The sequence below is a fragment of the Ruegeria sp. CK1 genome, from assembly GCF_056536545.1.
On sequence record NZ_JBQFPX010000005.1, the window covers coordinates 228,032 to 252,559 of the forward strand.

Consider the following 24,528-nt stretch of genomic DNA (forward strand, 5'->3'; position numbering starts at 1 on the left):
GTGCTCCATTAAGATTTCCCCATCACGCCAGGAAGCCGTTGTGACGGGCATTCGAGGGGATACGCGGACCTAAACAAAGGGTCAATCGGTATTTACGCGTTCTCTCGTCGGGCGTTGCGCCACAGCAATGCATACAGGGCTAACAAAAGAGCAAAGACAGGAAGATCACCGACTTTGGAGTATACAGTCCGAGCTAACGGCTTAGGCAGCTTGGCATCTATGAACCCCGCCTGGCCAAGTGCCAGCGACGTGGTAATTCGTCCCAATGGGTCAATCATCGCCGACACTCCGGTATTGGCCGAACGCATCATCGGCAGCCCCTGCTCGATTGCCCGCATCTGTGCTTGTGCGAGATGCTGATACGGACCTGACCAGGTCCCGAACCAAGCGTCATTGGTGATCTGCAACAGGAAATCGGCACGACCCGGAGCGGACAGGACATCCTGAGTAAAAACGGCTTCGTAACAGATCAAAGGCAAAGCCTTCCCTAGCTTGCCGGCATCCACCAGTGCGGCCCCCGGCCCAGCGCTGAACCCATGGCCTGCCGTGGTGGCCATCCCATGGATACCGAACTTTGCCATCAAATTTCCGAATGGTACGTATTCCCCGAACGGCGCAAGGTGATGCTTGTCATATAGCCCTTGTTGCTGGCCCGCCTCGTCCAAATAGATCATCGAATTATAGATACGCGGTCCGTCACCTCGTTGGATGCCAAGAAAAACAGGTGTTCCTTGTGCCGCATCCACAACAACGTCCAGATAGGGCTGTGCGCTTCCCAGCCATGCAGGTACAGAGGTTTCAGGCCAAACGATCAAATCCGGCCTTGGCTGTGCGGCGGTGAATTCAATCTGCCGAGCAAAGAAGATCGGCGCATAGTCCGGGTCCCATTTCTGGTGTTGAGGCGCATTGGGTTGGACCAAGCGCACTACGTTTTCAGTTTCAAAAACAGACGGGCGCGTTGTGGCGTAAACCGCGACCAAAACGGCGGCACCGCCAGTCAGGCAAAGCGGAACAACAAATCCATTGCGCTGCGTCAACGCCGCGCCCAATGGCAACGTCGCCAACAGCGTCACTGCGCCCAGCCCATAAGGCCCGAATAGGGACAATAGCTGTGCCACAGGAGTCCCGACCCAAACCTGCGCCAACCCCGCCCACGGAAAACCTGTCAGAACATACCCGCGGGCAAATTCCGCCAAAGACACTGCCACTGCCAGAAAGATCGCCTGCGAGACGGCATCAACGCGCGGCTTTCTTGCACACCAAAACGCAAGAGCCCAAAATAATGACAACCCGCCCGCCATGAGCACCAGTGCAAATGGGGCCATCCAGGCGTGACGTTCTGCATCGACAAAGAATGGCTCAACAATCCAGCTTAGACTATTTGCGAAATACCCGGTGGCGAAAGCCCAACCAATCCAAGCTGCCCTGCCCCGTGTTTCAGTCGACAAAAACAGTGGTGCCAGCAGCACCAGAGCGACCAGAGTTGCGCCCCACAGGCCGAATGGTGCCAGCCCAAAAGCGGCCAGCGCACCCAGCAGGGCCGCCAACGCGAACCTCAGCCAAAATGGCCAGCCCTTTGCAAGGTTCATCCAACGAGATCCGGAAGCATAACGCGCAAGCGCTTGATCCGGCGCGGATCGGCATCGATGATCTCAAATTCAGGACCTTCAGGATGCTGAACAACCTCGCCCCGCGTAGGCACCCGGCCCGACAGCATGAAGACCAGACCACCGAGAGTTTCGATCTCTTCTTCGTCCACATCTTCGTGACTGGTCAACGAACGCCCAATCTCGGCCTCGAACTCTTCTAGCGGAACGCGGGCCTGAACCACATAGCATCCGGGTTTTTCCTGAACCCACAACTGATCTTCATCCGCGTCATGTTCGTCGGCGATTTCACCAACGACCTGCTCAATCAGGTCCTCGATGGTCACAAGCCCGTCGACGCCACCGTATTCGTCAATCACCAGTGCCATGTGGCGGCGTTCGGTCTGCATCTTGGTCATCAGAACACCAATCGGCATCGAAGGCGGCACGAACAGTAATGTCCGCAGCATTGAGACCAAATCAAATTCGGACGACGTGCCATTGAACCCGTGGGTCAGCGCAAAGTCTTTGAGATGAACAAATCCCAAAGGCGTATCTAGCGTGCCCTCATAAACAGGAATTCGCGATAACCCGCTGTCACGGAAGACCTGCGCCAGTTCGTCCTTTGCGATGGTCGAGGGAACAGAAATGATCTCGGCAGTTGGAATAGCAACGTCTTCAACGCGCATCCTTCGCAGGTTGATCATGCCACGAGGTTGCACTTTGTCGACCTCGCGCCCATTGCTTTCGTGGACCTCGTCCTCGCCGTGCGGCGAAAACGCGTCCACTATTCGAGAAAAAAATCCGGCTTTCTCTTTTTCACCGCTGTTCTCCGGTTGCGCGCCCTGCGCCGCCATAGAACTGCCGTCTGTATCGCCCATAGTCCTGTTCCAAATTATCGGCCAAAATGGCCCTTAGTACGCATTATATGGGTCATCTATACCCATTTTGCCAAGTATAGCGACTTCTACGCCCTCCATCAAAGTGGCGTCAGGGTCACGAATGTGATCATATCCCAGCAAATGTAACGTTCCGTGAATGATCAAATGGGTGACATGATCATCCATTGGTCTCCCAGCTTCTTCCGCCTCACGCGCGCAGGTATCGTAGGAGATTGCGATATCCCCCAGTGCGATTTCGCCAGTAAAGTCGGGCTCAGGCTGACCTGGGGCGGTTCCTGGCTGATCGGCAGCTAAGTCTTCGGCTGGCCAACTGAGTACATTGGTTGGTGTTGGCTTTTCCCGAAACTCAGCATTCAACTCTGCGATCCGCGCATCACCGCAAGCCAATACGCTGATTTCGCACAGATCTGCATCCAGATCACAATGATCCAGAACCGCCTCTATGGCACGCGTCGCCAATGGCTCTAGCTCCTGCCAGCGCTCATCTTCAATTGTTAGTTCAAGGTTCATTTGACCACGCCTAAAAGCCTTCAGCCCCAGACGTTTATCCCGTCTCGCGACCTGAGTCTGCCTCATACGCTTCGATTATGGCGGCGACAAGCGGGTGGCGCACCACGTCTTTCGAGGTGAAGTAGTTGAAGCTGATGTTCGGAATCGTCTTCAACAGACGTTCGGCATCCGCCAGGCCCGACTGAACGCCACGCGGCAGGTCCACCTGAGATCGGTCGCCAGTAATCACCATGCGGCTTCCCTCTCCCAAACGGGTCAAAAACATCTTCATCTGCATCGTCGTGGCGTTCTGTGCCTCATCCAGCACGACGAAGGCGTTAGCCAATGTCCGACCACGCATAAAGGCCAAAGGCGCGATTTCGATTCGTTTTTCTTCGATCAGCTTGGCCAACTGCTTGCCCGGAAGAAAGTCGTTCAGCGCGTCATAAAGCGGCTGCATGTAGGGATCGACTTTGTCCTTCATGTCACCCGGCAGATAACCCAGCTTTTCCCCGGCCTCGACGGCCGGACGGCTGAGGATGATCCGGTCCACATGCCCGCCAATGAACATAGAAACGCCTACGGCAACGGCCAGGTAAGTCTTACCAGTACCGGCAGGACCAATCCCAAAGGCCAACTCGTTGTTGAACAAAGATTGGACATAGGCTTTTTGTGCATCTGTGCGCGGCTCAACCAGCTTTTTTCGGGTCTTGATCTCGACCGTGCCACCTCTGAACATCTCAAGCTGGTCGCCATCGCGGCTCCCGGTTCCCTGTTCCGAACCTCCCATCCGCAATTCTCGGTCAACGTCGGCTGCCTCTACGTCGCGGCCTCCTTCCAATCGGGTGTAAAGCGCCTGCAACACCTCGATCGCTTGTTTTTGGGCTTCCTCGTCGCCCATAACAACCAACTGGTTGCCACGGCGCACGATCTGGACGGACAGCTTGTGTTCGATATCGGTCAGATTGCGGTCATACTCGCCGCACAGATCAATCAACAACCGGTTGTCAGGGAATTCAACAAACGCCTCGCGTTGGGGCATGTCACTTTGCGGTGGGTTAAGGGCACCGATGGCCAATCCGTTCTCCTGTCTTGGCGTTACACGCTGAGCGTAGACAACATTTCTTGGTGGGCGCAAGCCACAGATTCAAAAATTCATCAATGGATGGCAAAACCGCCGATTTAGGCCAGAATTTTCTGAAAGGTGAGCCGTCAAAACGTATAGTTCAGTCCGAACCTTAGACCGCGGTAACTTGGCGTGGATTTCGTCGAAAACCCGCTATCGAATTCAACGGTTTTCGAGTCAAACTGAACATATTCATACTCACCCGTGATCGACCAATCCTCATTCAATGCGTGTTCAACACCAATACTGGCCGAAAATCCGCCGCGATTGTCACTTTCTTCAAAGCGTTGCGTGCCCGTTCCGAAATCTAAGTCGTTCGTCGTTTTAACGTCGCCTTGTACGTAACCCACTGATAAAAAGTACAAAGTCGAGCCACGTTTGTTGGTCAGGCCGTTACGAAATCGTATAGACAGAATGTCCGAAACCTCTGAACCGCCGGAAACCGTAGTACTGCCAATTTCGGTCGATACGTCATCATCAATCGTACCCGTGTCATAGCCCAATTCGAACCCGTAGACGTAGTCACGCCCACCCATAGCAGGCAGCACACCACGCCAACCGCCCCGTATGCCGACGTAACCACCACTTAGGTCCAAATCACCAATTCTGAACACATCTGCCGGCGTTCGCAATCCAAATCGGTCTGAAGTGCCCGAGGCGTGGCCACCGCTAAGACCTAAATAGAATGCGCTAACATCACTGCCGAACCGTTTTGGACTGACGACTGGCGGTTCGGTTAAACCCTCTTCCAGGTTGCCCGCGGTCGTTGCGCCGGAAAAAAGTGAAAACATCAGAACCGCCGAAAGAACATATCGGCTATTCGGTCGATAGTAACGCTTTATAAATCGCACTCGTACCCTCCCATCGTCCCAACCTGCGGCAGCCGCTTCGGCACACAGCTGGACACTTTTGAACGCACAACCCCAGCGCCCAAAAAAACTTAACACTTCTCGGACCATAGTTCTCTGGGGTAAATCAAGGGTAAAATTTTGGAACAGACGTTAACTATGGCTTTCGCACGGTGCAAACCTACAAGGTCAAACCAGCGCCCCGGCCAGTGAGTTTGCGCCGGAATCGGTTATCATCACGTCACGCAGCTCGCCAACAGCGACATCTGCGTTGGACACGTGAACCGAATGCAAATACTCGGATTTTCCAACCATCTGGCCTGGTAAGCGGCCGGTTTTTTCGAACAGAACGCGGACCTTTCGCCCGACCATCTCGTCCTGAATTTCCCGCTGATGCTGGGTGATAAGTGCCTGCAGGCGCTGTAGGCGGTCATCCGCCGCTTGCGGATCGACTTGGGGGCGCTCTGCTGCCGGAGTACCGGGGCGCGTTGAATACTTGAAGGAATACGCATAGCCGTATTTGACCTGTTCAACCAAATCCAATGTAGCTTGGAAATCCTCTTCGGTCTCTTCTGGGAACCCGACGATGAAATCACCCGACATCACAATATCGGGACGCGCTGCGCGGATGCGTTCGATCAAACGCAGATAGCTTTCAGCCGTGTGGCTTCGGTTCATGCGCTTGAGAATGCGGTCCGAGCCGGATTGCACCGGCAAATGCAGATACGGCATTAGCTTTTCGCAGGTCCCGTGTGCCTCGATCAGATCATCAGCCATGTCATTGGGGTGCGAGGTGGTAAACCGGATACGCTCCAGCCCGTCGACCTTGTTCAGCTCCCAAATAAGACCAGCCAGAGTCATATCTCCGTTCGGACCTGCACCGTGATAGGCATTGACGTTTTGCCCTAGCAGGGTGATCTCGCGCACGCCGCGTTCGACCAGGTCATGTGCCTCACGGATGATACGATCTGCAGGGCGGCTAACCTCAGCACCACGAGTATAAGGCACCACGCAGAACGCACAGAACTTGTCGCAACCTTCTTGCACTGTCAAAAACGCCGTCGGGCCACGCTTGGCCTTGGGGCGGTTCTTCAGTTTCTCGAACTTGTCTTCCTCGGGGAAATCTGTGTCCAACGCCTTGGCACCGGTTCGCGTTTTCGCCTCCATCTCGGGCAGGCGGTGATAGCTTTGCGGCCCAACGACAAGATCAACCAAAGGCTGGCGACGCATAATTTCTTCGCCTTCGGCCTGCGCAACACATCCCGCAACACCAATTTTCAGATCGGGTTTTTCCGCTTTCAGACCTTTGAACCGACCAAGTTCGGAATACACCTTTTCGGCTGCCTTTTCCCGGATATGGCAGGTGTTCAACAGAATCATATCCGCGTCATCGGGGCTTTTGGTTTCGACATAGCCCTGCCCACCCAGCGTCTCGGACATGCGCTCGCTGTCATAGACGTTCATCTGGCAACCATAGGTCTTAATGTAGAGCTTTTTGGGTTCTGACATGGGTATGGCCTTTGCTTTCGCGGGATCGGCGTCGTCTATACCCAACGAACGCCGCTTGCAATGCCGAGGCGGATACCCGATTTTGACCGCAGATTCCAGCCAAGTGGAACCGGACAGGCAATGCAATACGACTCACTCGACGTTTTTCTGACTTCAGGCAAATCTGCACTGGCCAAAGGGCCCGTCGCGCTGATCTTCGCCGAGGATACAGTCGAGGTCGACGGAACCATCCGACATCATCTGCAACTCGGGTTCAAGTCAGTGATCGCCTTCATGCCAGAGGGCTTTGCTTTGGATGCTGAATTGTCCGAGCGCATTCACCGCGTTACGATGACATGCGTGCCCGGCAAGATGGTATTCGACGCTATAAATAAGATTATCCAGACCGCTCCTGATCTCTGGATGTATTACTGCTACAACGCGGAGTATTTGTTCTTTCCGTTTTGCGAGACCCGCACAGTAGGTGAGTTTCTGGCCTTTCACGCCGAAGAACGCCGCGATGCAATGCTGAGCTATGTCATCGATCTATATGCCGATGACCTGAACGCGTTTCCGAACGGAGTCGCCCCAGATCGCGCAATGCTGGACAGTACAGGTTACTACGCCCACACCCGTCACGATGCCAAAGGTCACCCCGTCGAACGGCAATTGGACATGTCCGGCGGTCTACGCTGGCGTTTTGAGGATCACATCCCTTATGAGCGCCGACGCATCGATCGGATTGCGATTTTCAAATCCCGAAAGGGGTTGGAACTGCGCTCAGATCACACGTTCAACGATCCGGAATACAACACCTATTCCTGCCCGTGGCACAACAACATGACCGCCGCCGTGTGCTCATTCCGTGCAGCCAAGGCCCTGAAAAGCAACGCTGGCTCCACCTTTGATATTCCAACATTCTGCTGGCGCAATTCAGTCCCTTTCCAGTGGGGATCATCGCAGTTGCTTGATCTGGGGCTCATTGAATCGGGTCAGTGGTTCTGATCAAATTCTAGCGCTCAAGCAACACCGGAAACCAATCTTCGCGCAGGCGTTGGCCGGGGGTCATATCATGGCCGGGAAATGGCGGAGACGTACGCCCAGGGCGTTCAACATAGCGCGCATCATCCCCCACCAGACGCAAGGAAAATGCCCGACGACGGCTTTCGGAGTGATTCCCGCGCGCGCCGTGCAACGTGCGATAGTTGAACGCCACCGCGTCGCCCGGCTCCATCTCGTATTCCACAACCTTCATGCCTTCGGCATCCGGGTCTGGGACGGGGATATATTGGCCTTCGTCTGGGAAAAACCCTTCCTCGCTGACCCATCGGGTTGGCAGCACCTCTTTTTCCCACCTGTGCGATCCGGCCACGCAGCGCAGCGTTGCTTGCCTAACGGGGTCTAAAGGCGACCAAAAGCTGATGGTCTGCCGCCCTTCGACAAAGTAATATGGCCCGTCCTGATGCCATGGGGTTGCCATCGACGTTCCAGGCTCTTTCACCAGAACATGGTCGTGGAACATCTGGACGTAATTGGACTTCATCAGGTCCGCCGCGACCTTTGCCGCTGGGGAGTTTTCAATTACATCGCGGAATTGATCAATCCTCGACCAGTTGCAGTAGTCGTCAAAGAACAGGCCGGTTTCCCCCTGCTTCTTGTTTTCAGACGCATAAGGGCCCGGCTCGGCCATATTCGCGGCAACGCCTGCGCGCAGGGTCTCAACGTAGTCGGCAAACAGCCCCTTGATCAGGACAACGCCGTCCTGCTGATAGGTATCGATCATCTCTTGCGTGACCAGTGGGTGCGTCATGTCTGCCTCCGCGCTGTGGGATTGATTGATCTGCACATGACCATGCCCCCTGTTCAAGTCATAACTTTAGAAGATACACTTAACTTCATGTTATATATCTCGCTGCGCCAATACGAATATGTCTGCGCTATCGGACGGCATGGCAGCTTGTCTGCCGCTGCACAGCACCTGAATGTCTCGCAACCTGCGCTGTCAAATGCGCTGACACGGGTCGAAGAACAATTGGGCTATCCCCTGTTTGCGCGTAGACGCGGCGCGGCAATGGCGCTGACACCGCAAGGGCGCCGTTTTATTGAAGAGGCCGAAACACTTCTGGCCAGCGCTGCCCGATTGGAAAATGCAGCAGAAACAGACAATGCGAAGGCACGTCTGAGACTCGGGTGCTTTGTCGATCTGGCCCCATTCCTGTTGGCACGCGCTATGCGCCTTCTACGCGCCGAACTGCCGAACGTGTCACTGTCTTACAAAGTGGACAGCTTCGAGGGGCTGATCACTGGCCTGATCGATGGACAGATAGATTTGGCTTTGACATACGGTCTAAGCATGGATGCAAGCTTCACGCGGCAAACTCTATTCGACAGCACGCCGAACGCTTTGCTGTCTCCTGATCACCCTCTGGCCTCGCAGACTAAGGTTTCTCTGACCGATTTGGCCGCCTATCCGCTTATCCTTTCGGAAGAAGGTCTATCGGCGCAGCATGTATTGAGCCTGTTTCGACAGATTGGAGAAAACCCGACGATTGCGCACCGGGCTGCCTCGCTAGAGATTCAACGTAGCCTCGCCGCGAATAAAGAAGGCATCGCAGTCAGCTATGCCGATCCTCCTGCAAATATCAGCTATGATGGAAAATCACTCAAATCCATACCTGTCTCTGAACTGTTCGCAACTGAACCAGTCGTATTGGCACGACACGGCACCGGCCCCACGGACACGCAGATCTCAGACGCGGAAAACGCGCTAATCGGACTAAGAATATGAGATTACTTTTTTCGCAGTCGGATCACGACGTCTACAGACGCAATCTCAACACCTTCAGGCGCGTCAGGCAGACGTTGAATCACTAACTGGTCCGAGGGCGCATCGCTGAGGCGGCCCTCATCCTCCCAGAAGAAATGTGGGTGATCATGCGTGTTGGTATCGAAATAGCTTTTCGACCCGTCCACGGTAATTTCCTGCAAAACACCGGCTTCGCAGAACGCACGCAAAGTGTTGTAAACCGTTGCAAGAGATACGGCATCACCGTTCATCTTTGCCGATTCAAACAAGCTTTCTGCGGTCACGTGGCGATGGCGACCATCGCCGACCAACAGTTCGGCCAAGGCGACCCGCTGACGCGTCGGACGCAATCCTGCGCCGACCAACCAAGTCGTGGCGATGTTCTGGCTCTGAGGCGTCATGAATCCGAAACCCATCCGTTGCTGATGTATATATAAGTGTCTTGCTTGGGTAATTTCAAATGAAATTCATTCGCAAAGAATGTACTGAACCCAACATGATGTGGGCGACCGCTCTTGCAGGACCTTGCATACGGGTGCTAGGTGAGGCCAGATTATACAAACGAACCCCTGGCAGGAGAGGCGGCAGAATGGCCCAATTCCCGAGCAGCTTTGACAAGGACGATCTGCTGAAATGCGCCCGCGGCGAGTTATTCGGCCCCGGAAACGCGCAGCTGCCTGCCCCACCGATGCTGATGATGGACCGCATCACCGAAGTTTCTGGTGATGGTGGTGAGCATGGCAAGGGTCATGTGGTTGCTGAATTCGACATCACCCCAGAACTTTGGTTTTTTGACTGCCATTTCCCCGGAAACCCGATCATGCCCGGGTGTCTGGGACTGGACGGCCTTTGGCAGCTGACTGGCTTTAATCTGGGCTGGCGCGGTTGGCAAGGACGTGGCTATGCCTTGGGTGTGGGTGAGGTCAAACTGACAGGCATGGTCCGCCCTGACCGCAAGATGCTGAAATATTACGTTGATTTCACCAAGGCCGTTCAGACCCGCCGTCTAACGATGGGTGTGGCCGATGGCCGAGTCGAAGCTGATGGTGAAGTGATCTATCAGGTCAAAGATATGAAGGTTGCATTGTCCGAAAGCTGACCCTAGCTGACGGTAAGCAACTGGGAACGGAACACAGGAGTACGCATATGCGTCGCGTCGTCGTCACCGGCTTGGGGATCGTCTCCTCAATCGGGAACAATGCCGAAGAGGTTCTTGCCTCGCTCAAAGAAGGCAAATCCGGCATCGAGGCTAACGATCAGATGATCGAACACGGTTTTCGCAGCCGGATCGCTGGATCGCTGAAAATTGACGTGGCCGAGCATGTGGACAAGCGCACCCTGCGTTTCATGGGGCCGGGTGCCGCCTATTCTTACATCGCTATGAACCAGGCAATTGCCGATTCTGGTCTGACGGAAGATCAGGTACAGAACCCGCGCACGGGCCTTGTGGCCGGCTCCGGTGGCCCGTCCACCAGCGCAATGCTGAACGCGCATCAAACTGTGTTGAAAACCGGTGCGACCAAGCGGATCGGGCCGTTTGCCGTGCCGAAATGCATGTGCTCGACGATTTCCGCGAACCTTGCAACGGCGTTCAAGATCAAGGGCATCAACTATTCGATCACGTCGGCCTGCTCGACCTCGTTGCATTGCATCGGCAATGCGGCAGAACAGATCATGCTGGGAAAACAGGACGTGATGTTCGCTGGCGGCGGCGAAGAACTGGACTGGACGCTGTCCTGTCTGTTCGACGCGATGGGTGCGATGTCATCTAAGTTTAACGACTCACCAGAAAAAGCGTCGCGCGCGTTCGATCAGGACCGCGATGGGTTCGTGATCTCAGGCGGCGGTGGAATTGTCGTTCTTGAAGATCTGGATCACGCATTGGCCCGTGGTGCCAAAATCTATGCCGAAGTAACCGGCTATGCGGCCACATCGGACGGTCATGACATGGTGGCCCCGTCTGGTGAAGGCGGCGAGCGCGCTATGCGGTTAGCATTGGACACCCTGCCCGAAGGCCGCAAAGTTGGGTATATCAACGCCCATGGCACATCGACGCCGGTTGGTGACGTTGGTGAAGTTGAAGCTGTTCGCCGAATCTTTGGCGAAGGCAATGTGCCCCCGATTTCCTCGACCAAGTCGATGACTGGCCACGCACAAGGTGCAGCCGGAGCATTAGAGGCAATTTTCTGCCTGCTGATGCTGGACAATGACTTTATTACTCCGTCGATTAATGTCGACACACTTGCCGAAGGCATCCTGCCCGGTGAAATTGCTACTCAAGTAGTTGAAAACGCAGGCTTGGACAGCGTGATGACCAACAGCTTCGGCTTTGGCGGCACCAACGGGTCCATGATACTGTCCAAGTATAACGGGTGAATACGATGTCGGAGATTCTCAAGGGCAAGCGCGGCCTAATCATGGGCGTGGCAAATGACCGGTCGATTGCATGGGGCATTGCCAAAGCTATGCATGAAGCTGGCGCAGAGCTGGCCTTTACCTATCAAGGTGAGGCATTCGGCAAACGCTTAGAGCCGCTGGCCGAAAGCGTTGGAAGCGACTTTATGGTCGATACAGACGTCACTGACGATGCCTCACTAGATCGAGCGTTCGACGAACTGGCTGCTCGCTGGCCAACAATTGACTTTGTCGTCCACGCCATCGCCTTTTCGGACAAATCCGAGCTGACGGGCCGGTTCCTGAACACCTCGCGCGCAAACTTCAAGAACTCGATGGATATCTCGGTTTATTCTTTCATTGAAGTCGCCCGCCGGGCGCATCCCATGATGAAAGAAAATGGCGGCTCGTTGATCACATTGACCTATCAGGGCTCGAACCGAGTGGTTCCGAACTACAACGTTATGGGTGTGGCCAAGGCGGCGCTGGAATCGGCAACGCGTTATCTGGCCAACGATCTTGGTCCTGATGGTATCCGCGTAAACGCGGTTTCACCCGGCCCAATGAAGACCCTGGCAGGAGCCGCCATCGGCGGTGCACGCAAAACCTACAAGTTCTGCGATCAGAATGCGCCCATGCGCTCGAACGCGACGCTAGAAGCGGTGGGAGGCACCGCTGTTTACCTCGCCTCAGACGCTGCCAACTGCACCTCAGGTGAAATCATAAAAGTCGACGGCGGCTTCCACGTACTTGGCATGCCGCAACCCGATCACATGTGACCCTATCTTTCCCTGCCCGCGCCAAGATTTAACCATCTTTCGCGGGCACGGATAGCGGCATGAGCAAAGCAGAACAAATCATTTCCAACAACACGCGGACTTCCCGGCGCAAACAGGGATTTCTGGGTCAACGAGGCCGAATTGCATTGCTGGCCCTGACCACGTTGCTGATGCTGTTTGTGTATTTCACGCAATCAGATGTGCGCGCAACTTTCGCCAATTGGACCAGCCTGATTTCAGGCTGATCCGCCGCGCTGATCAAAACACTCAATTGATCGAGACGACCTCAATGTCAAAGATCAGATCTTGGCCAGCCAACGGGTGGTTTGCATCCAACGTGACCGTTGCCTCATCGGAATCCACGACGGTTACGGGCAACGCCTGCCCATCAGGTGTTTGCATCTGTAATTGCGTACCAGGGTCCAACGGCACGTCGTCGGGAATACCTTCTCGTGGGATTTGTTGGCGCATCGCGGGGTTGATTGGTCCATAGGCATCCACACACGCTATCTCAACGCGCTTCTTCTCTCCCACGGACAGACCAGGCATAGCTGTATCCAACCCCGGAATGATCTGACCAGATCCGACCACAAATTCCAGAGGATCGCGCCCCTCGGAACTGTCAAAGACGTTACCGTCCAACAGCGTACCTTTGTAATGGATGCGAACCGTGTCGCCTTGCTTGATCTCGGTCATGGGTGGCCTCCGGCCGTTAGGAGTTTGAGCGGCCACCCTAGGCCGTGCCACGGTATTGTAAACCCTTGCCTCTTTTGCCTTTCAGACACTTGTGCCAACCTGCGCGCGACCAAGGGAGGGAATCTTATGCCAATCACCACATGCGTTTTCGATGCCTACGGCACGCTGTTCGACGTTGCCTCTGCCGCGCGGCAAGCGGCAGCAGAACCCGGATTCGAGAAGCTGCAGCAGAAATGGCCTGAGTTGGCCAATCACTGGCGACTGAAACAGTTGCAATACACTTGGTTGCGCGCGATCACGAACGCCCACGCCGACTTCTGGGACGTGACGCAAGACGGCTTGGACTGGGCAATCGAGGCTGCCGGTTTGGACGGTGACCCAACCCTGCGTCAGCGCTTGCTGGATCTGTATTGGGAACTGCAGGCCTACCCAGAGGTTCCCCAAATGCTGACCGCCCTAAAAGCCGGTGGTCTGAACACTGCGATTCTGTCCAACGGGTCCCTTCCCATGCTGAACGGTGCAGTACAATCGGCCGAAATAGCCAATGTATTGGACGATGTGCTGTCAGTCGAAACTGTTGGCGTGTTCAAACCACATTCCAGCGTTTACGATCTTGTGCAGCAGCGTTTCGGCGGCGAACGGAACGAGGTGCTATTCGTCAGTTCGAACGGTTGGGATGCAGCAGGTGCCAGCGGTTATGGGTTCGTAACTGCTTGGGTAAATCGCGCAAATGAACCAATGGACCGCTTGCCTTGGACGCCAGCACATGTACTGTCCGACTTGACGAAAATCCCTCAACTGGCCGGGCTTTAATGGCTTTTTTCACCACGTCTGATGATAAGCGCCTGTTTTATTCCGACACCGGGTCTGGGACACCCTTGCTGTGTCTTGCCGGGTTGACTCGTTGCAGCAGGGACTTCTCGTTTCTAGCACCACATGTCACTGATCTGCGGATGATTGCACTGGATTACAGGGGGCGCGGCGCATCGGACTACGATTCAGACTACATGAACTACAACATCTTTCGCGAGTCTCTTGATGCGATTGAGTTGCTGGATCACTTGGGTTTGGACCGCGTGGTCGTCCTTGGCACCTCGCGCGGTGGGCTTATCGCCATGGCATTGGCGGCCAGCCACCCTGAACGGCTGTCAGCCGTCATACTGAATGACGTCGGTCCGGTCATCGACCCTGTCGGTATCGCCAAGATCATGGATTACGTGGGCAAACAGCCGGTCTCGAACACCTATGACGAGGCCGCCAAATCCCTGCAGCACACGATGCGCCCACACTTCCCCGGCGTTTCTTTGGAACATTGGAGAAAGCAGGCGGAAATTCAGTACGAACAAACCGACAACGGGCTGGCCCTGCGGTATGACCCTGCCTTGCGTACAGCTTTGCTAGAGCAATCGGCAGCGGGTGCAGCCCCGGATCTATGGATGTTCTTTGAGGCTCTGCGCAACATCCCAACCGGAGTAATTCGTGGTGAAAATTCGGATGTGTTCAGCAAGGATACGCTGATCGAAATGCACAAACGTCACGCTGATCTTATATCAGCCGAAATTCCTGACCGCGGCCACGTGCCTTTTCTGAACGAGACACAATCTCTGGACCTAATCCACAAGGTATTAAACAAAGTATGAGTACACTTGAAATGATCGAAGCCGCTGCCGAACGTTTGAGTGGTCATGTTCGGGAAACACCACTGCTCAATTCACCGTTTCTGGATGAACTCGCTGGACGACGCGTGATGGTGAAACCCGAGTGCCTGCAACATACCGGTAGTTTTAAGTTCCGCGGCGCATGGTCGGCGATTTCAGCGCTCAACGAAGCGGACCGTCAGCGTGGCGTGATTGCCTTTTCCTCGGGCAACCATGCGCAAGGCGTGGCATATGCTGCCGCACTTCACGGGGTTTCTTCGGTGATAGTCATGCCCTCGGACGCGCCACAGTTGAAGATCAACAATACCCGTGCGCTGGGGGGCGAAGTAGTTCTATACGACCGCGCCAACGAAGACCGCGAAGAGATCGGCGAAGCCCTGGCGGCTGAGCGTGGCCTGACACTGATCCGCCCGTACGATGAGCCGCAAGTGATTGCGGGTCAGGGCACCACTGGGTTGGAAATCGCCCGGCAGGCAGCCGCCCTGGGGATCGAGAACGCTGATGTTCTGGTGTGCTGTGGCGGTGGTGGGCTGACCTCAGGAATTGCGCTGGCGCTGGAAAAGTATGCGCCCGGTCTGCGCGCACGTCCATGCGAGCCAGAGGGTTTCGACGACGTCAAGCGCTCACTGGCCGCGGGCCAAATCGAAAACAACAACGCAGCTGCGGGCAATATCTGTGATGCGATCCTCACGCCTCAGCCTGGGCACATCACCTTTCCGATTTTAAAGCGGCTATGCGGCCCTGGGATGTCGGTCACTGAAGAAGAAGCGCTACGTGCAATGGCGCTGGCGTTCTTGCGTCTGAAGATCGTGCTGGAACCGGGAGGGGCAGTGTCGTTAGCATCAGCCCTATACCGGCAAGAGGAAATCGAAGGCGATGCGGTGATTGTTGTGGCTTCTGGCGGCAATACAGACCCAGAAGTCTTTGGAAAAGCGCTGGAATTCCTGACCTGACATAAATCAATAGTTAGGTCACTCTGATACCTTAACGTATGACTAAAGGGGATTGAGTCATGCAAATAGCAGACTTTGGTGAGGTGCAACTGCACTATCGCATTGATGGCGACCCAAACGGCGCGCCCATCGTTTTTGCGAACTCACTCGGTACGGATCTGCGGCTTTGGGACGCGATGCTGCCCCATCTGCCTGCAGGTCTTCGGATCATCCGCTACGACAAGCGCGGGCACGGCCTGTCATCGCAACCACCTGGTCCTTACTCTATGGGGGCATTGGTGCGAGATGCCGAGGCACTTTTGGATCACCTTGAAGTGCGGGATTGCGTGTTTGTTGGTCTTTCCGTGGGCGGACTGATCGCACAGGGTTTGGCTGTCAAACGCATGGATCAGGTTCGCGCGATGGTGCTGTCAAACACAGCCGCCAAAATCGGCGTCCCCTCGGTCTGGCAAGAGCGTATGGACGCGGTGCGACAGGGCGGTATCGAAGCACTGGCCGACGCGACAATGGAACGATGGTTTTCCAGAACATTTCAGGCGTCGCCAGACCATTTGCTATGGCGCAACATGATGGTGCGGCAACCGGTCGAGGGCTACCTAGGCTGTTGCGCGGCTATTTCTGGTACGGATTTCTTCACGCCGACCAGCGGCCTGCGCCTGCCAACGCTGGGAATTGCTGGAAGCGAGGACGGCTCTACCCCGCCTGATTTAGTGCGCGAAACGGTCGAGTTGATCCCCGGCTCGAAATTCGAACTGATGCGCCGGGCCGGTCACCTGCCCTGCGTTGAACAACCGTCGGAATACGCAGCCCTACTGCGCAATTTCCTGACGGATATCGGACATATTTGAAGGAGCACGGCTTTGGCAGATTTTCTGTTGGTTCACGGTTCCTGTCACGGTGCATGGTGCTGGCGCGATTTGATCCCCGCTCTCGAAGCACTGGGTCATACCGTACGCGCGATCGACATGCCAAGCCACGGATCTGACCCGACGCCAATTGCAGATGTCACGCTTGACAGTTGCCGGGACGCGGTTCTGTCAGCCGCGACCCCGCAAACAATCATCGTGGGCCATTCCTGGGGCGGTTACCCCATTAGTGCCGCTGCCGAGAAAAACTCGAAAGCCATGCGCGCGCTTATTTATCTTTGCGCATACGTCCCAAAAGACGGCCTTTCCATGGTCGAGATGCGCAAGCGAGCCCCCCGTCAGCTTATCGTTGATGCGGTTGAAAAATCGGCAGATGGCCTATCCTACACCGTTAAACCCGACTTGGTTCAGGATCTGTTTTATCACGACTGCCCGCCGGAAACCGTACCTTACGCTTTTGCGCGTCTGTGCCCGCAAGCCATAGCTCCCCAAGAAACGCCTTTACCTGTGTCCGACAACTTTGCGCGGGTCCCCAAGGCCTATATCCGTGCTACCGACGACCATACAATACCTACGGAATACGAAGAACAAATGAGCCATATCGCACCCGAGGATCTACGGGCGACGATCAATAGCTCGCACTCACCGTTTTTCTCACATCCCCGCCATCTGGCCGAAATCCTGGACGATTTGGAACAAAAGCTGCCAGCCGCATAACGAAACGTAGCCCACGCTTCACACTTAAACCAAGCGTGATAGGGTCCGGGTGAAACTCGCGAACGGTTGCTATGCGTCTCCCTTTTCTCTTCGTTCTTGGCACAGTGATGATCGACGCCATGGGTATCGGCCTCGTGCTGCCTATTATGCCGGACCTGATTGTCGAGGTTCAGGGCGGCACCCTGGCCGATGCTGCCATCTGGGGCGGTATACTAAGCACGGCTTTTGCAGCGATGCAGTTTGTCTTTAGCCCGATTCTTGGCAATCTATCAGATGCTTATGGGCGACGCGCAGTTCTGCTGGTATCCTTGTTTGTCATGTCGTTGGATTATGTGGTGATGGCAGTGGCAGGCAGCATCTGGTTGTTATTGATTGGGCGCATCATAGGGGGGATTACGGCGGCAACTCACGCCACCGCCGCGGCCTTTATGGCCGATGTGTCCAAACCGCATGAAAAGGCCGCGAATTTTGGCCTGCTAGGCGCTGCATTCGGGGTCGGATTCGTGTTGGGGCCGGTCGTTGGTGGGTTGCTGGCTGAATACGGCACCCGTGCTCCGTTTTGGGCTGCTGCGGCACTGTCGGCTCTGACCTTTCTGGCAGGCCTATTGGTCATGCCAGAAACAGTGACTGAGGAAACGCGTCGCCCCTTTAGCTTGCGTAGGGCAAATCCAGTGAACTCACTTCGCGCCATTGCCGCCTTACCCGGCATTCGCCCGTTGCTTTGGGTTTATTTCCTCTATTCTGTTTCGATCTACGTTTACCCAGCCATTTGGGCGTATTTTACAACCGAGCGTTTTGGCTGGTCACCACAAATGATCGGTCTGTCACTGGGCGTTTACGGCATTGGTATGGCCGCTGTGCAAGGCGGACTGATCCGCCCTGCGACCCGCTATCTGGGTGAGAGGGCCACAATCATCTACGGCATGGGATTCGAGGTCGTCAGCTTTCTACTGTTGGCCTTTTTAACCAATGGTTTCATCGCACTGATGTTGATCCCTATCACTGCACTGGGCGCAGTTGTGACCCCAGCACTGCAAGCTCTTACGTCGCGCGCCACGCCAAACTCGCAACAAGGAGAGTTGCAGGGCGTGCTCACTTCACTGCATGCGCTATCAATGGTGATTTCTCCGTTGGTTATGACCAGCGTCTTTGCTTATTTCATAAAACCCAACGCGACATTCTATCTGCCCGGGGCACCGTTCCTTTTGGCTTTGGTATTGATGCTTGTCGGATTTGCAATGTTTTTGCGGTCGCGCCCTGCCGTGGCGTAACTGCGACCTCTGGATGACGGTTTCTGTCTTGCGACATGTATTTTCCCACGCCACCGTAAGCGAAAGGGAATGAGGGCAAAAAATGCAAACCATCAAAGCCGCCGTCTGCCGGGCGTTCAATGAACCTCTGGTCATCGAGGACATCCAAATTGCGCCGCCTAGCGCGGGCGAGGTCGAAGTTACACTCGATGCAGTGGCCATCTGTCATTCAGACATTACTTACGCCAGTGGTGCATGGGGCGGGCATTTGCCTGCCGTATATGGGCACGAGGCCGCGGGGGTCATTACTGCCTCCGGCGGTGCTGTCGGAGACTTCAAGGTTGGCGACGCTGTTGTTGTAACCTTGATCCGTGCCTGCGGCTCTTGCCCCTCCTGTGCAGGAGGAAAACCAACGATCTGCGAAACGCCGTATGACACGATCAACGGTCCGCTGCGCACCGCAGATGGTGGTCCCTTGGAACAGGCCATGGCCTGTGGCGCCTTTGCTGAAAAAGTCGTGGTCAGCCACCGGCAAATCGTCAAAATTCCTGAAACCATGCCAAAAGATGTCGCCAGCCTACTGTCCTGCGGCGTGATCACTGGGGTTGGCGCGGCTGTTAACGCTGCAAAACTGCGGCCCGGTCAGGATGTTGTGGTGATCGGCGCTGGCGGAGTTGGACTGAACGCCATTCAGGGCGCGCGTCTTGCGGGTGCCCGACGGATCGTTGCTGTGGATATGACCGAAGAAAAGCTGGAAATCGCCAAAGAGTTCGGTGCAACACATGGCGTTTTGGCCAGCCTCAAAGAGCCTTGGAAAGCCGCCTTCAAAGCCCTTGGCGGGCGCGGTGCCGATGCTGTGTTGATAACCGTCGGCGCGATCCCGGCCTACGATCAGGCACCGCGTTATTTGGGTCAAGGGGGCAAGGCGATCATGATCGGCATGCCGCATTCGGGCGACATGGCCAGTTATGAGCCGGTTGTTCTGGCGGCATTGGGCCAAGGTGTGGTTGGCTCGAAAATGGGCGATGTCGTCATCCAGCGCGATATTCCTTGGATGATCGACCTCTATGAACAGGGTCGATTGAAACTGGATGAGTTAATCTCGGGTCGCTGGTCGCTGTCACAGATCAATGAGGCGATTGCCGACACCAAAACCGGATCGGCCAAACGCAATGTGATCCTGTTCAATAACGGCTGATGCCATCCAAAAGGGGAAGGACACCGGATGAAACTGCAGGACCTCGACATCATCGTCACCGCCCCGCCCGCGCCGGGTTGGGGCGGGCGCTATTGGATTTTAGTAAAAGTTACGACCGACACAGGCATCACTGGGTGGGGCGAATGCTATGCGTCTTCGGTCGGCCCCGAAGCTATGCGGCACGTGATCCAAGACGTTTTTGAACGGCATATGCTTGGCGAAAACCCCGAGAACATCGAGCTGATGTTCCGCCGCGCCTATTCCAGCGGCTTCACCCAGCGCCCGGACTTGACCGTGATGGGCGCGTTCTCTGGGTTAGAAATCGCCTGCTGGGATATTCTAGGAAAGGACCGCGACCGCCCAGTTTATGCCCTTTTGGGTGGCGTGATGAACGAACGCATTCGGGCTTACACCTACCTATACCCATTACCCAAACATAACCTCACCGACTTCTGGACCTCACCCGAACAGGCCGGAGAATGCGCGGCAGAGATGGTGAAGCGCGGGTTTACCGCCGTGAAATTCGACCCAGCAGGTCCCTACACCATTCGTGGCGGGCATATGCCGGCAATGTCGGATATCTCAATGTCCGTTGCTTTCTGTAAAGCGATCCGCGAGGCCGTTGGGGACAAGGCTGATCTGCTGTTTGGCACGCATGGACAGTTCAATACAGCGGGGGCTATTCGTCTGGGTCAAGCACTAGAGCCCTACTCTCCGCTATGGTTTGAAGAGCCCACCCCGCCCGACATGATTGAGGATATGGCTCGCGTCGCACGCAACGTCCGCATTCCTGTTGCGACCGGAGAGCGAATGACCACGAAGGCCGAATACGGGGCCGTCTTGCGCGCCGGGGCTGCCGAGATTCTACAACCCGCGTTGGGCCGCGCCGGCGGCATTTGGGAGATGAAGAAAGTCGCCGCCATCGCCGAGGTTTTCAACGCGCAGATGGCGCCACATCTTTACGCTGGCCCGATCGAATGGGCGGCCAATATTCATCTGGCTGCGTCGATCCCGAACCTTTTGCTGTTGGAAACAATCGAAACACCTTTCCACGATCAGCTAATCAAGGGTTCTTTGCGCGTTGAAGCGGGGTTTGTTACAGCTCCAACCTCGCCTGGTCTTGGGATCGAAGTGGACGAAGAATTGGCCCGAGCGCATCCATACACTGGGGACGGGTTGCATCTGCAAATGCAGGAAGAACCCTGCGACTATGTAAACGGCAACGCCTTTCAGGGCGGCGCGCCGGCGACTGAGGGGTGACAAGCGATCCCGATTTGGGGCATATTAAACAAACCCCTTAATGATGCAGGTCGCGCGTGCCCCCCAAAGCGAAAGACATCCAAAGCGCACACCCTGAAATCCCCGCGGACATGAAAGAAAGTGCCGGGCGGGCTGCGGCTTTTCTCAAGACGTTGGCTCATGAAGGTCGTCTCATGATCCTCTGCCATCTTGGCGAAGGTGAAAAGTCAGTCGGTGAGTTGGAAGCTTTGCTTCAAATTCGACAGGCGGCAGTCAGTCAGATGCTGGCTCGCCTAAGGCACGAACGTCTGGTCTCGACCCGCAGGGAAGGCAAGACGATTTACTACTCGCTTGAAGACGGAAACACCTCGCAGGTCATCGGGTTGCTCTACGATCTGTTCTGCAAGCCAGACAACTAGTTCGAGACATAACCCGCAATAACCTGCATCAGCTTGAACGCGGTAGCGGCATCGTTTTCAACCACCGCAAGGAATTCCTCCTCACCAATCCTCAGACAGGAAAGCGGTGTTTCGGCAATCATGCTCAGGGCGCGCGGTTCCTTGCGGATCAAGCCTAGCTCTCCGACCAACGCACCCGGCCCCACTTTGAGGATCAGTTGATCCGGACCTTCCATTTGCGGCAGATACAGCCCGGCCTCGCCCTCAAGCACAACATAGGCACCATCGGTAGGCTGGTCGTCCTTCAGAAAAATCACCTCGCCCTGCTTGGCATCGAACCAACGCGCACCAAATGCCAATAGACGCAGCTGCCGCCGGTCGAGGCCAGAGAACATCGGCGTCTGCTCAAGCGCACGCAACTTGCGTGCCAAATCGGCCGACGCAGCACTGTCCCCTTCCACCATGGCATCCTCTTCGTCCGAAACCACCCGACCTTGCCGTATTTCGACATACATGTCGAATACGTCAGGGTTATCGAACTGATCGTTCAGGTAGATGACGGTAGTATCCGGTAGCAAGGACCGCAGGTTTTTGTAGACGGCCACCCTGGTCGCCATATCATAACTTGCCAGCGCGTCTTCCAAAATCAGAATGTCCGGCTTCTTTATCGTTGCCCGAGTAAATGCCAGTGGTTCGGCAAAGACGGCTGGCAGGTTCTGCCCGCCTATTGCAACAGGAACGTCGTAAATCAATTCCACCACCAAGGGCCGCGCGCCGTGCTTATCCAACACGTCAACGATCAGTTTACGAGCCTCATCTGAACGACCTCCCCCGATCTGACTAACTTTCCCGAACAGCGCATTCTCTAATACGGTCAGACCAGGTGCAAACTCATCCTTTTTCAGTGGCACAAATACGTCGTGAAGCCGCTCCAGAAGCTTCTCAGAATGGCTGTGGCGGAGTTCCAGAATGCGGTTTTTTAGTTCATCCGTGAACGCCGGACCGATCTGTTCTGCCGAGATCACAAGGGGCACCGCCAACAGATTTGCCAGTTGGTCGTCGTCAAGACCTGAAACGCCTTCGTTCCTAGTCCGCTCGACAAGTTCCAAGGCGGCCTCATACGTTTGCGCCTCAAGCCCAAGCTTGCGGAACAACGGGTGGTCAGTTCCGTCCAAACCAAAAATCTGGCGCAACATTTCGATCACGTCGCGGGTCAGACTGACCAGAGTCTCATCCAACCCCAATTCGCGCAACTGTCCCAGAAAGACGGTTTGGCGGGCCAATAGTTCCTGAGTGACCGGCACACGCGGCGTAGCAAAAAGAAGGTTCTCGGCAACCGGCAACGCGGCGTTATAGCGGTCCCAATCAAACACCAGCGCTTGTTGGGTCAATTCGGCTTTTTGAACGGCTTGCTGGACCAGTGGCCGCAGTTCAACCAATTTACGCGCCAATTCCTCATGTTCCAGAACGTCAAACCTTTGATCAGCGCCGCGCTGGAACAAAGCCGCACCTGACCCCATCCCATCAATCAAATGCAGCCACCAATCCCGCAGTTCTGCTGGGCTGTTCAGCCCGGCCAGTGAGGGGTCAAGCCAGTCTGCCTGAAATGGATCGGCGCTGTTACCTGCGCGCAGGGTTTCGACAAATTCTGGGTCGTCGGCCTGCGTTGTAAGCGGCTTCTGGCGCATCGGCATCATAACGTTATCGCCCAAAGTGCCCTTGAACATGATCGGGCGCGACGAAGCATAACCGATGCGCGTGGCCACGACGCTCTGGTGGAGATCAGAAAAAGTTTCACCGCCTACTTCAACCCGCCCCGCGCTGGGCACGATTTCGCGCGTCAACAATTCGGCCAAGGCGCGTCTATCTTCTTCGCTAGGGGCCGCGATCCCGACGGTTTGCCCGCCTGAAAATGTGAGGTTCAGATCGTCCAAAACCTGATTGCCATCCATGTCCCGGACCGAGACCCGATCCAGAACGATATCCCCGTTCAAACGTGGCCATGTCTCAGGCTCACCTTCAAACAGTTTCTCATCCGGCATTCCCGGTGGGGCAAATCGTTCGATCACCACATCCCACCGCAACGACATATCCTGTGTCTGGTTGTAATAAGTCAGCAACTCTTTCCACGGCGAGCTTAGATCTTTGTAAGCCGCCAGAGCTGCGACCAGCGCCCCAAGCGAGACTGAACCCTGCAGTACCAAAAGACCGCCGGCCAGATAGAACATGAAAGGCGTAAGCTGAGAGATGAAGTTGTTGATGAACTTCATAAAGAACTTTTTCTGGTAGATCTCGAACCGAATATCGAACAGCCGTCCCAACTGCTCTGAGATCATTGCGCGGCGATAGCGCCAGCCGCCGTTAGCCCGCAGGGTCGAGGCCCCAGCAGCGTTCTCGCCAATCTGGGCCGCCAGCACGCGAACTTCCTGGATACGTTTCTTGTTCAGCTGATTTATCTGGCGCTGAAGCTTGGGAATCAGCCAAGCCTGTAGCGGAATTAGGGCCACCGCCGCCAATCCGAACCAAACGCTTTGCAGGAAAAGAAACGACAAGATCGTGATCATCTGACCGGCCTGCAGCACCGGCTGGCTGATCGCATCGCCCATCAACCCGCCCATCGGCTCGCTTTCAGCGGTGATCATCGACACCATTTCGCCCTGGCTGACCCGCTCGAAATAGGGTTGTGGAAAACGCAATGCGCGATTGATCAACTGGTACCGGAAACGGCGCAGCATCCGTTCGCTCAGCACGCCTTTCATGGTGTTGATGCGCATCTTCATAAGGCCGTGCGCAAGTACAGCCACCAAAAACGCACAACAAAGAATTATCAGGAACGTGGTTTGCGGCAATTGGTACCCAAACACGTCCACGATAGGGTTTGCTGCACCGATCGCGTCGTTGATAATTCGCTTCGGCAGTTCCAGCGTCAGATACAAAAGCGGAAACAAGGTTGAAGTCACGGCCAACAAGATCAGTTGATCGCGTTTTGAATACTTCCAAATAAACCGGAAAATCGAACGTTCTATTGAAGCTGCCCCTACTATGGATCACCAGTCCGGTCTGGACGAAAATGCTGTACATCCAACAGTTTGAATTTACCGCAATCGCTACCGCTGACGCAAATGGTTTCCATTT

At 55.5% G+C, this 24,528-nt stretch carries 25 protein-coding genes and 1 riboswitch; of the genes, 15 read left to right on the forward strand and 10 right to left on the reverse strand.

What is annotated here, in order from left to right:
• Position 1 precedes the first annotated feature (1 nt).
• Positions 2 to 50, reverse strand: a riboswitch (SAM-SAH riboswitch).
• A gap of 42 nt (positions 51 to 92) precedes the next feature.
• The 6 genes from lnt to miaB form a co-directional block, all read right to left on the reverse strand.
• Positions 93 to 1,589 carry an apolipoprotein N-acyltransferase gene (gene lnt, locus ACR0L3_RS13855; protein ID WP_480746328.1) on the reverse strand — a complete coding sequence of 499 codons (1,497 nt, stop codon included), beginning with the start codon at positions 1,587 to 1,589 and terminating at the stop codon, positions 93 to 95.
• A complete protein-coding gene (locus tag ACR0L3_RS13860) occupies positions 1,586 to 2,467 on the reverse strand; it encodes a hemolysin family protein (RefSeq protein ID WP_480746329.1) in 882 nt (293 codons plus the stop codon). Before ACR0L3_RS13860 ends, lnt begins: the two co-directional genes overlap by 4 nt.
• A 33-nt stretch (positions 2,468 to 2,500) precedes the next feature.
• Positions 2,501 to 2,998 carry an rRNA maturation RNase YbeY gene (gene ybeY, locus ACR0L3_RS13865; protein WP_480746330.1) on the reverse strand — a complete coding sequence of 166 codons (498 nt, stop codon included), beginning with the start codon at positions 2,996 to 2,998 and terminating at the stop codon, positions 2,501 to 2,503.
• 34 nt (positions 2,999 to 3,032) lie between these two features.
• Positions 3,033 to 4,055 (reverse strand): PhoH family protein, encoded by a 1,023-nt coding sequence (locus ACR0L3_RS13870; protein WP_480746331.1) that lies wholly within the window; start codon positions 4,053 to 4,055, stop codon positions 3,033 to 3,035.
• 134 nt (positions 4,056 to 4,189) lie between these two features.
• Positions 4,190 to 4,894, reverse strand: a complete 705-nt coding sequence (locus ACR0L3_RS13875; RefSeq protein WP_480746333.1) for an outer membrane protein — start codon at positions 4,892 to 4,894, stop codon at positions 4,190 to 4,192.
• A 246-nt stretch (positions 4,895 to 5,140) separates the two neighbouring features.
• On the reverse strand, positions 5,141 to 6,460 hold the full coding sequence (gene miaB, locus ACR0L3_RS13880; protein ID WP_480746334.1) for a tRNA (N6-isopentenyl adenosine(37)-C2)-methylthiotransferase MiaB: 1,320 nt from the start codon (positions 6,458 to 6,460) through the stop codon (positions 5,141 to 5,143).
• 120 nt (positions 6,461 to 6,580) lie between these two features.
• Between miaB and ACR0L3_RS13885 the strand changes: the two genes are divergently transcribed.
• The gene (locus tag ACR0L3_RS13885; RefSeq protein ID WP_480746335.1) at positions 6,581 to 7,444 is read left to right on the forward strand and encodes a hypothetical protein; all 864 of its coding nucleotides are present in this window, start codon (positions 6,581 to 6,583) and stop codon (positions 7,442 to 7,444) included.
• 7 nt (positions 7,445 to 7,451) lie between these two features.
• On the opposite strand, the gene ACR0L3_RS13890 is transcribed toward ACR0L3_RS13885, so the two are convergent.
• Positions 7,452 to 8,249, reverse strand: coding sequence for a phytanoyl-CoA dioxygenase family protein (locus ACR0L3_RS13890; protein WP_480746336.1), 798 nt, complete (start codon positions 8,247 to 8,249; stop codon positions 7,452 to 7,454).
• A 36-nt stretch (positions 8,250 to 8,285) separates the two neighbouring features.
• Here ACR0L3_RS13890 and ACR0L3_RS13895 point away from each other — a divergent pair, with 36 nt between their 5' ends.
• Positions 8,286 to 9,227, forward strand: coding sequence for a LysR family transcriptional regulator (locus ACR0L3_RS13895; RefSeq protein WP_480746337.1), 942 nt, complete (start codon positions 8,286 to 8,288; stop codon positions 9,225 to 9,227).
• Positions 9,228 to 9,229: 2 nt separating this feature from the next.
• On the opposite strand, the gene irrA is transcribed toward ACR0L3_RS13895, so the two are convergent.
• Positions 9,230 to 9,646 carry an iron response transcriptional regulator IrrA gene (gene irrA, locus ACR0L3_RS13900; protein ID WP_480746338.1) on the reverse strand — a complete coding sequence of 139 codons (417 nt, stop codon included), beginning with the start codon at positions 9,644 to 9,646 and terminating at the stop codon, positions 9,230 to 9,232.
• A gap of 188 nt (positions 9,647 to 9,834) precedes the next feature.
• On the opposite strand from irrA, the gene fabA reads away from it, so the two are divergent.
• From fabA to ACR0L3_RS13920, 4 genes are read left to right on the forward strand one after another with little or no spacing between them, the layout of a single operon-like run.
• Positions 9,835 to 10,344 carry a bifunctional 3-hydroxydecanoyl-ACP dehydratase/trans-2-decenoyl-ACP isomerase gene (gene fabA / locus ACR0L3_RS13905; protein ID WP_480746339.1) on the forward strand — a complete coding sequence of 170 codons (510 nt, stop codon included), beginning with the start codon at positions 9,835 to 9,837 and terminating at the stop codon, positions 10,342 to 10,344.
• Between the two features lie 47 nt (positions 10,345 to 10,391).
• Positions 10,392 to 11,621: a beta-ketoacyl-ACP synthase I gene (fabB, locus tag ACR0L3_RS13910; protein ID WP_480746340.1), complete on the forward strand. Its 1,230-nt coding sequence runs from the start codon at positions 10,392 to 10,394 to the stop codon at positions 11,619 to 11,621.
• Between the two features lie 5 nt (positions 11,622 to 11,626).
• Complete coding sequence (locus ACR0L3_RS13915; protein ID WP_480746341.1) at positions 11,627 to 12,418, forward strand: enoyl-ACP reductase FabI; 792 nt, start codon at positions 11,627 to 11,629, stop codon at positions 12,416 to 12,418.
• 59 nt (positions 12,419 to 12,477) lie between these two features.
• Positions 12,478 to 12,663 (forward strand): hypothetical protein, encoded by a 186-nt coding sequence (locus ACR0L3_RS13920; protein WP_480746342.1) that lies wholly within the window; start codon positions 12,478 to 12,480, stop codon positions 12,661 to 12,663.
• Between the two features lie 22 nt (positions 12,664 to 12,685).
• Here the strand turns inward: ACR0L3_RS13920 and ACR0L3_RS13925 are convergent, their stop codons facing one another.
• Positions 12,686 to 13,114, reverse strand: coding sequence for an FKBP-type peptidyl-prolyl cis-trans isomerase (locus tag ACR0L3_RS13925; protein ID WP_480746343.1), 429 nt, complete (start codon positions 13,112 to 13,114; stop codon positions 12,686 to 12,688).
• A 126-nt stretch (positions 13,115 to 13,240) separates the two neighbouring features.
• Here ACR0L3_RS13925 and ACR0L3_RS13930 point away from each other — a divergent pair, with 126 nt between their 5' ends.
• The 9 genes from ACR0L3_RS13930 (at position 13,241) to ACR0L3_RS13970 (ending at position 21,414) form a co-directional block, all read left to right on the forward strand.
• Positions 13,241 to 13,927, forward strand: a complete 687-nt coding sequence (locus tag ACR0L3_RS13930; protein WP_480746344.1) for a haloacid dehalogenase type II — start codon at positions 13,241 to 13,243, stop codon at positions 13,925 to 13,927.
• Complete coding sequence (locus ACR0L3_RS13935; protein WP_480746345.1) at positions 13,927 to 14,754, forward strand: alpha/beta fold hydrolase; 828 nt, start codon at positions 13,927 to 13,929, stop codon at positions 14,752 to 14,754. The genes ACR0L3_RS13930 and ACR0L3_RS13935 overlap by 1 nt, the downstream gene beginning before the upstream one ends.
• A complete protein-coding gene (locus ACR0L3_RS13940; protein WP_480746346.1) occupies positions 14,751 to 15,725 on the forward strand; it encodes a threonine ammonia-lyase in 975 nt (324 codons plus the stop codon). The genes ACR0L3_RS13935 and ACR0L3_RS13940 overlap by 4 nt, the downstream gene beginning before the upstream one ends.
• A 59-nt stretch (positions 15,726 to 15,784) precedes the next feature.
• Positions 15,785 to 16,573 (forward strand): 3-oxoadipate enol-lactonase, encoded by a 789-nt coding sequence (gene pcaD / locus ACR0L3_RS13945; protein ID WP_480746347.1) that lies wholly within the window; start codon positions 15,785 to 15,787, stop codon positions 16,571 to 16,573.
• A gap of 12 nt (positions 16,574 to 16,585) precedes the next feature.
• Complete coding sequence (locus ACR0L3_RS13950; RefSeq protein ID WP_480746348.1) at positions 16,586 to 17,308, forward strand: alpha/beta fold hydrolase; 723 nt, start codon at positions 16,586 to 16,588, stop codon at positions 17,306 to 17,308.
• Positions 17,309 to 17,379: 71 nt separating this feature from the next.
• Entirely contained in the window at positions 17,380 to 18,579 is a 1,200-nt protein-coding gene (locus ACR0L3_RS13955) for a TCR/Tet family MFS transporter (RefSeq protein ID WP_480746349.1), read from the forward strand.
• A gap of 82 nt (positions 18,580 to 18,661) precedes the next feature.
• The gene (locus ACR0L3_RS13960; protein ID WP_480746350.1) at positions 18,662 to 19,756 is read left to right on the forward strand and encodes a Zn-dependent alcohol dehydrogenase; all 1,095 of its coding nucleotides are present in this window, start codon (positions 18,662 to 18,664) and stop codon (positions 19,754 to 19,756) included.
• A 27-nt stretch (positions 19,757 to 19,783) separates the two neighbouring features.
• On the forward strand, positions 19,784 to 21,016 hold the full coding sequence (locus ACR0L3_RS13965; RefSeq protein WP_480746351.1) for a mandelate racemase/muconate lactonizing enzyme family protein: 1,233 nt from the start codon (positions 19,784 to 19,786) through the stop codon (positions 21,014 to 21,016).
• A gap of 110 nt (positions 21,017 to 21,126) precedes the next feature.
• Positions 21,127 to 21,414 carry an ArsR/SmtB family transcription factor gene (locus ACR0L3_RS13970; protein ID WP_480746399.1) on the forward strand — a complete coding sequence of 96 codons (288 nt, stop codon included), beginning with the start codon at positions 21,127 to 21,129 and terminating at the stop codon, positions 21,412 to 21,414.
• Here the strand turns inward: ACR0L3_RS13970 and ACR0L3_RS13975 are convergent.
• Positions 21,411 to 24,407 (reverse strand): ABC transporter transmembrane domain-containing protein, encoded by a 2,997-nt coding sequence (locus ACR0L3_RS13975; RefSeq protein ID WP_480746400.1) that lies wholly within the window; start codon positions 24,405 to 24,407, stop codon positions 21,411 to 21,413. The genes ACR0L3_RS13970 and ACR0L3_RS13975 overlap by 4 nt on opposite strands.
• Positions 24,408 to 24,528 lie beyond the last annotated feature (121 nt).

What these genes read in the sequence shown, in the direction of transcription:
- ACR0L3_RS13970 (WP_480746399.1), top strand. Translation starts at nt 21,127, where the DNA reads ATGAAAGAAAGTGCCGGGCGGGCTGCGGCTTTTCTCAAGACGTTGGCT.
- ACR0L3_RS13960 (WP_480746350.1), top strand. Translation starts at nt 18,662, where the DNA reads ATGCAAACCATCAAAGCCGCCGTCTGCCGGGCGTTCAATGAACCTCTG.
- ACR0L3_RS13930 (WP_480746344.1), top strand. Translation starts at nt 13,241, where the DNA reads ATGCCAATCACCACATGCGTTTTCGATGCCTACGGCACGCTGTTCGAC.
- lnt (WP_480746328.1), bottom strand. Translation starts at nt 1,589, where the DNA reads ATGAACCTTGCAAAGGGCTGGCCATTTTGGCTGAGGTTCGCGTTGGCG.
- ACR0L3_RS13920 (WP_480746342.1), top strand. Translation starts at nt 12,478, where the DNA reads ATGAGCAAAGCAGAACAAATCATTTCCAACAACACGCGGACTTCCCGG.
- ACR0L3_RS13885 (WP_480746335.1), top strand. Translation starts at nt 6,581, where the DNA reads ATGCAATACGACTCACTCGACGTTTTTCTGACTTCAGGCAAATCTGCA.
- fabA (WP_480746339.1), top strand. Translation starts at nt 9,835, where the DNA reads ATGGCCCAATTCCCGAGCAGCTTTGACAAGGACGATCTGCTGAAATGC.
- ACR0L3_RS13965 (WP_480746351.1), top strand. Translation starts at nt 19,784, where the DNA reads ATGAAACTGCAGGACCTCGACATCATCGTCACCGCCCCGCCCGCGCCG.
- fabB (WP_480746340.1), top strand. Translation starts at nt 10,392, where the DNA reads ATGCGTCGCGTCGTCGTCACCGGCTTGGGGATCGTCTCCTCAATCGGG.
- ACR0L3_RS13925 (WP_480746343.1), bottom strand. Translation starts at nt 13,114, where the DNA reads ATGACCGAGATCAAGCAAGGCGACACGGTTCGCATCCATTACAAAGGT.
- ybeY (WP_480746330.1), bottom strand. Translation starts at nt 2,998, where the DNA reads ATGAACCTTGAACTAACAATTGAAGATGAGCGCTGGCAGGAGCTAGAG.
- ACR0L3_RS13955 (WP_480746349.1), top strand. Translation starts at nt 17,380, where the DNA reads ATGCGTCTCCCTTTTCTCTTCGTTCTTGGCACAGTGATGATCGACGCC.
- ACR0L3_RS13940 (WP_480746346.1), top strand. Translation starts at nt 14,751, where the DNA reads ATGAGTACACTTGAAATGATCGAAGCCGCTGCCGAACGTTTGAGTGGT.
- ACR0L3_RS13875 (WP_480746333.1), bottom strand. Translation starts at nt 4,894, where the DNA reads ATGTTTTCACTTTTTTCCGGCGCAACGACCGCGGGCAACCTGGAAGAG.
- ACR0L3_RS13915 (WP_480746341.1), top strand. Translation starts at nt 11,627, where the DNA reads ATGTCGGAGATTCTCAAGGGCAAGCGCGGCCTAATCATGGGCGTGGCA.
- pcaD (WP_480746347.1), top strand. Translation starts at nt 15,785, where the DNA reads ATGCAAATAGCAGACTTTGGTGAGGTGCAACTGCACTATCGCATTGAT.
- ACR0L3_RS13935 (WP_480746345.1), top strand. Translation starts at nt 13,927, where the DNA reads ATGGCTTTTTTCACCACGTCTGATGATAAGCGCCTGTTTTATTCCGAC.
- irrA (WP_480746338.1), bottom strand. Translation starts at nt 9,646, where the DNA reads ATGACGCCTCAGAGCCAGAACATCGCCACGACTTGGTTGGTCGGCGCA.
- ACR0L3_RS13895 (WP_480746337.1), top strand. Translation starts at nt 8,286, where the DNA reads ATGACCATGCCCCCTGTTCAAGTCATAACTTTAGAAGATACACTTAAC.
- miaB (WP_480746334.1), bottom strand. Translation starts at nt 6,460, where the DNA reads ATGTCAGAACCCAAAAAGCTCTACATTAAGACCTATGGTTGCCAGATG.
- ACR0L3_RS13860 (WP_480746329.1), bottom strand. Translation starts at nt 2,467, where the DNA reads ATGGGCGATACAGACGGCAGTTCTATGGCGGCGCAGGGCGCGCAACCG.
- ACR0L3_RS13890 (WP_480746336.1), bottom strand. Translation starts at nt 8,249, where the DNA reads ATGACGCACCCACTGGTCACGCAAGAGATGATCGATACCTATCAGCAG.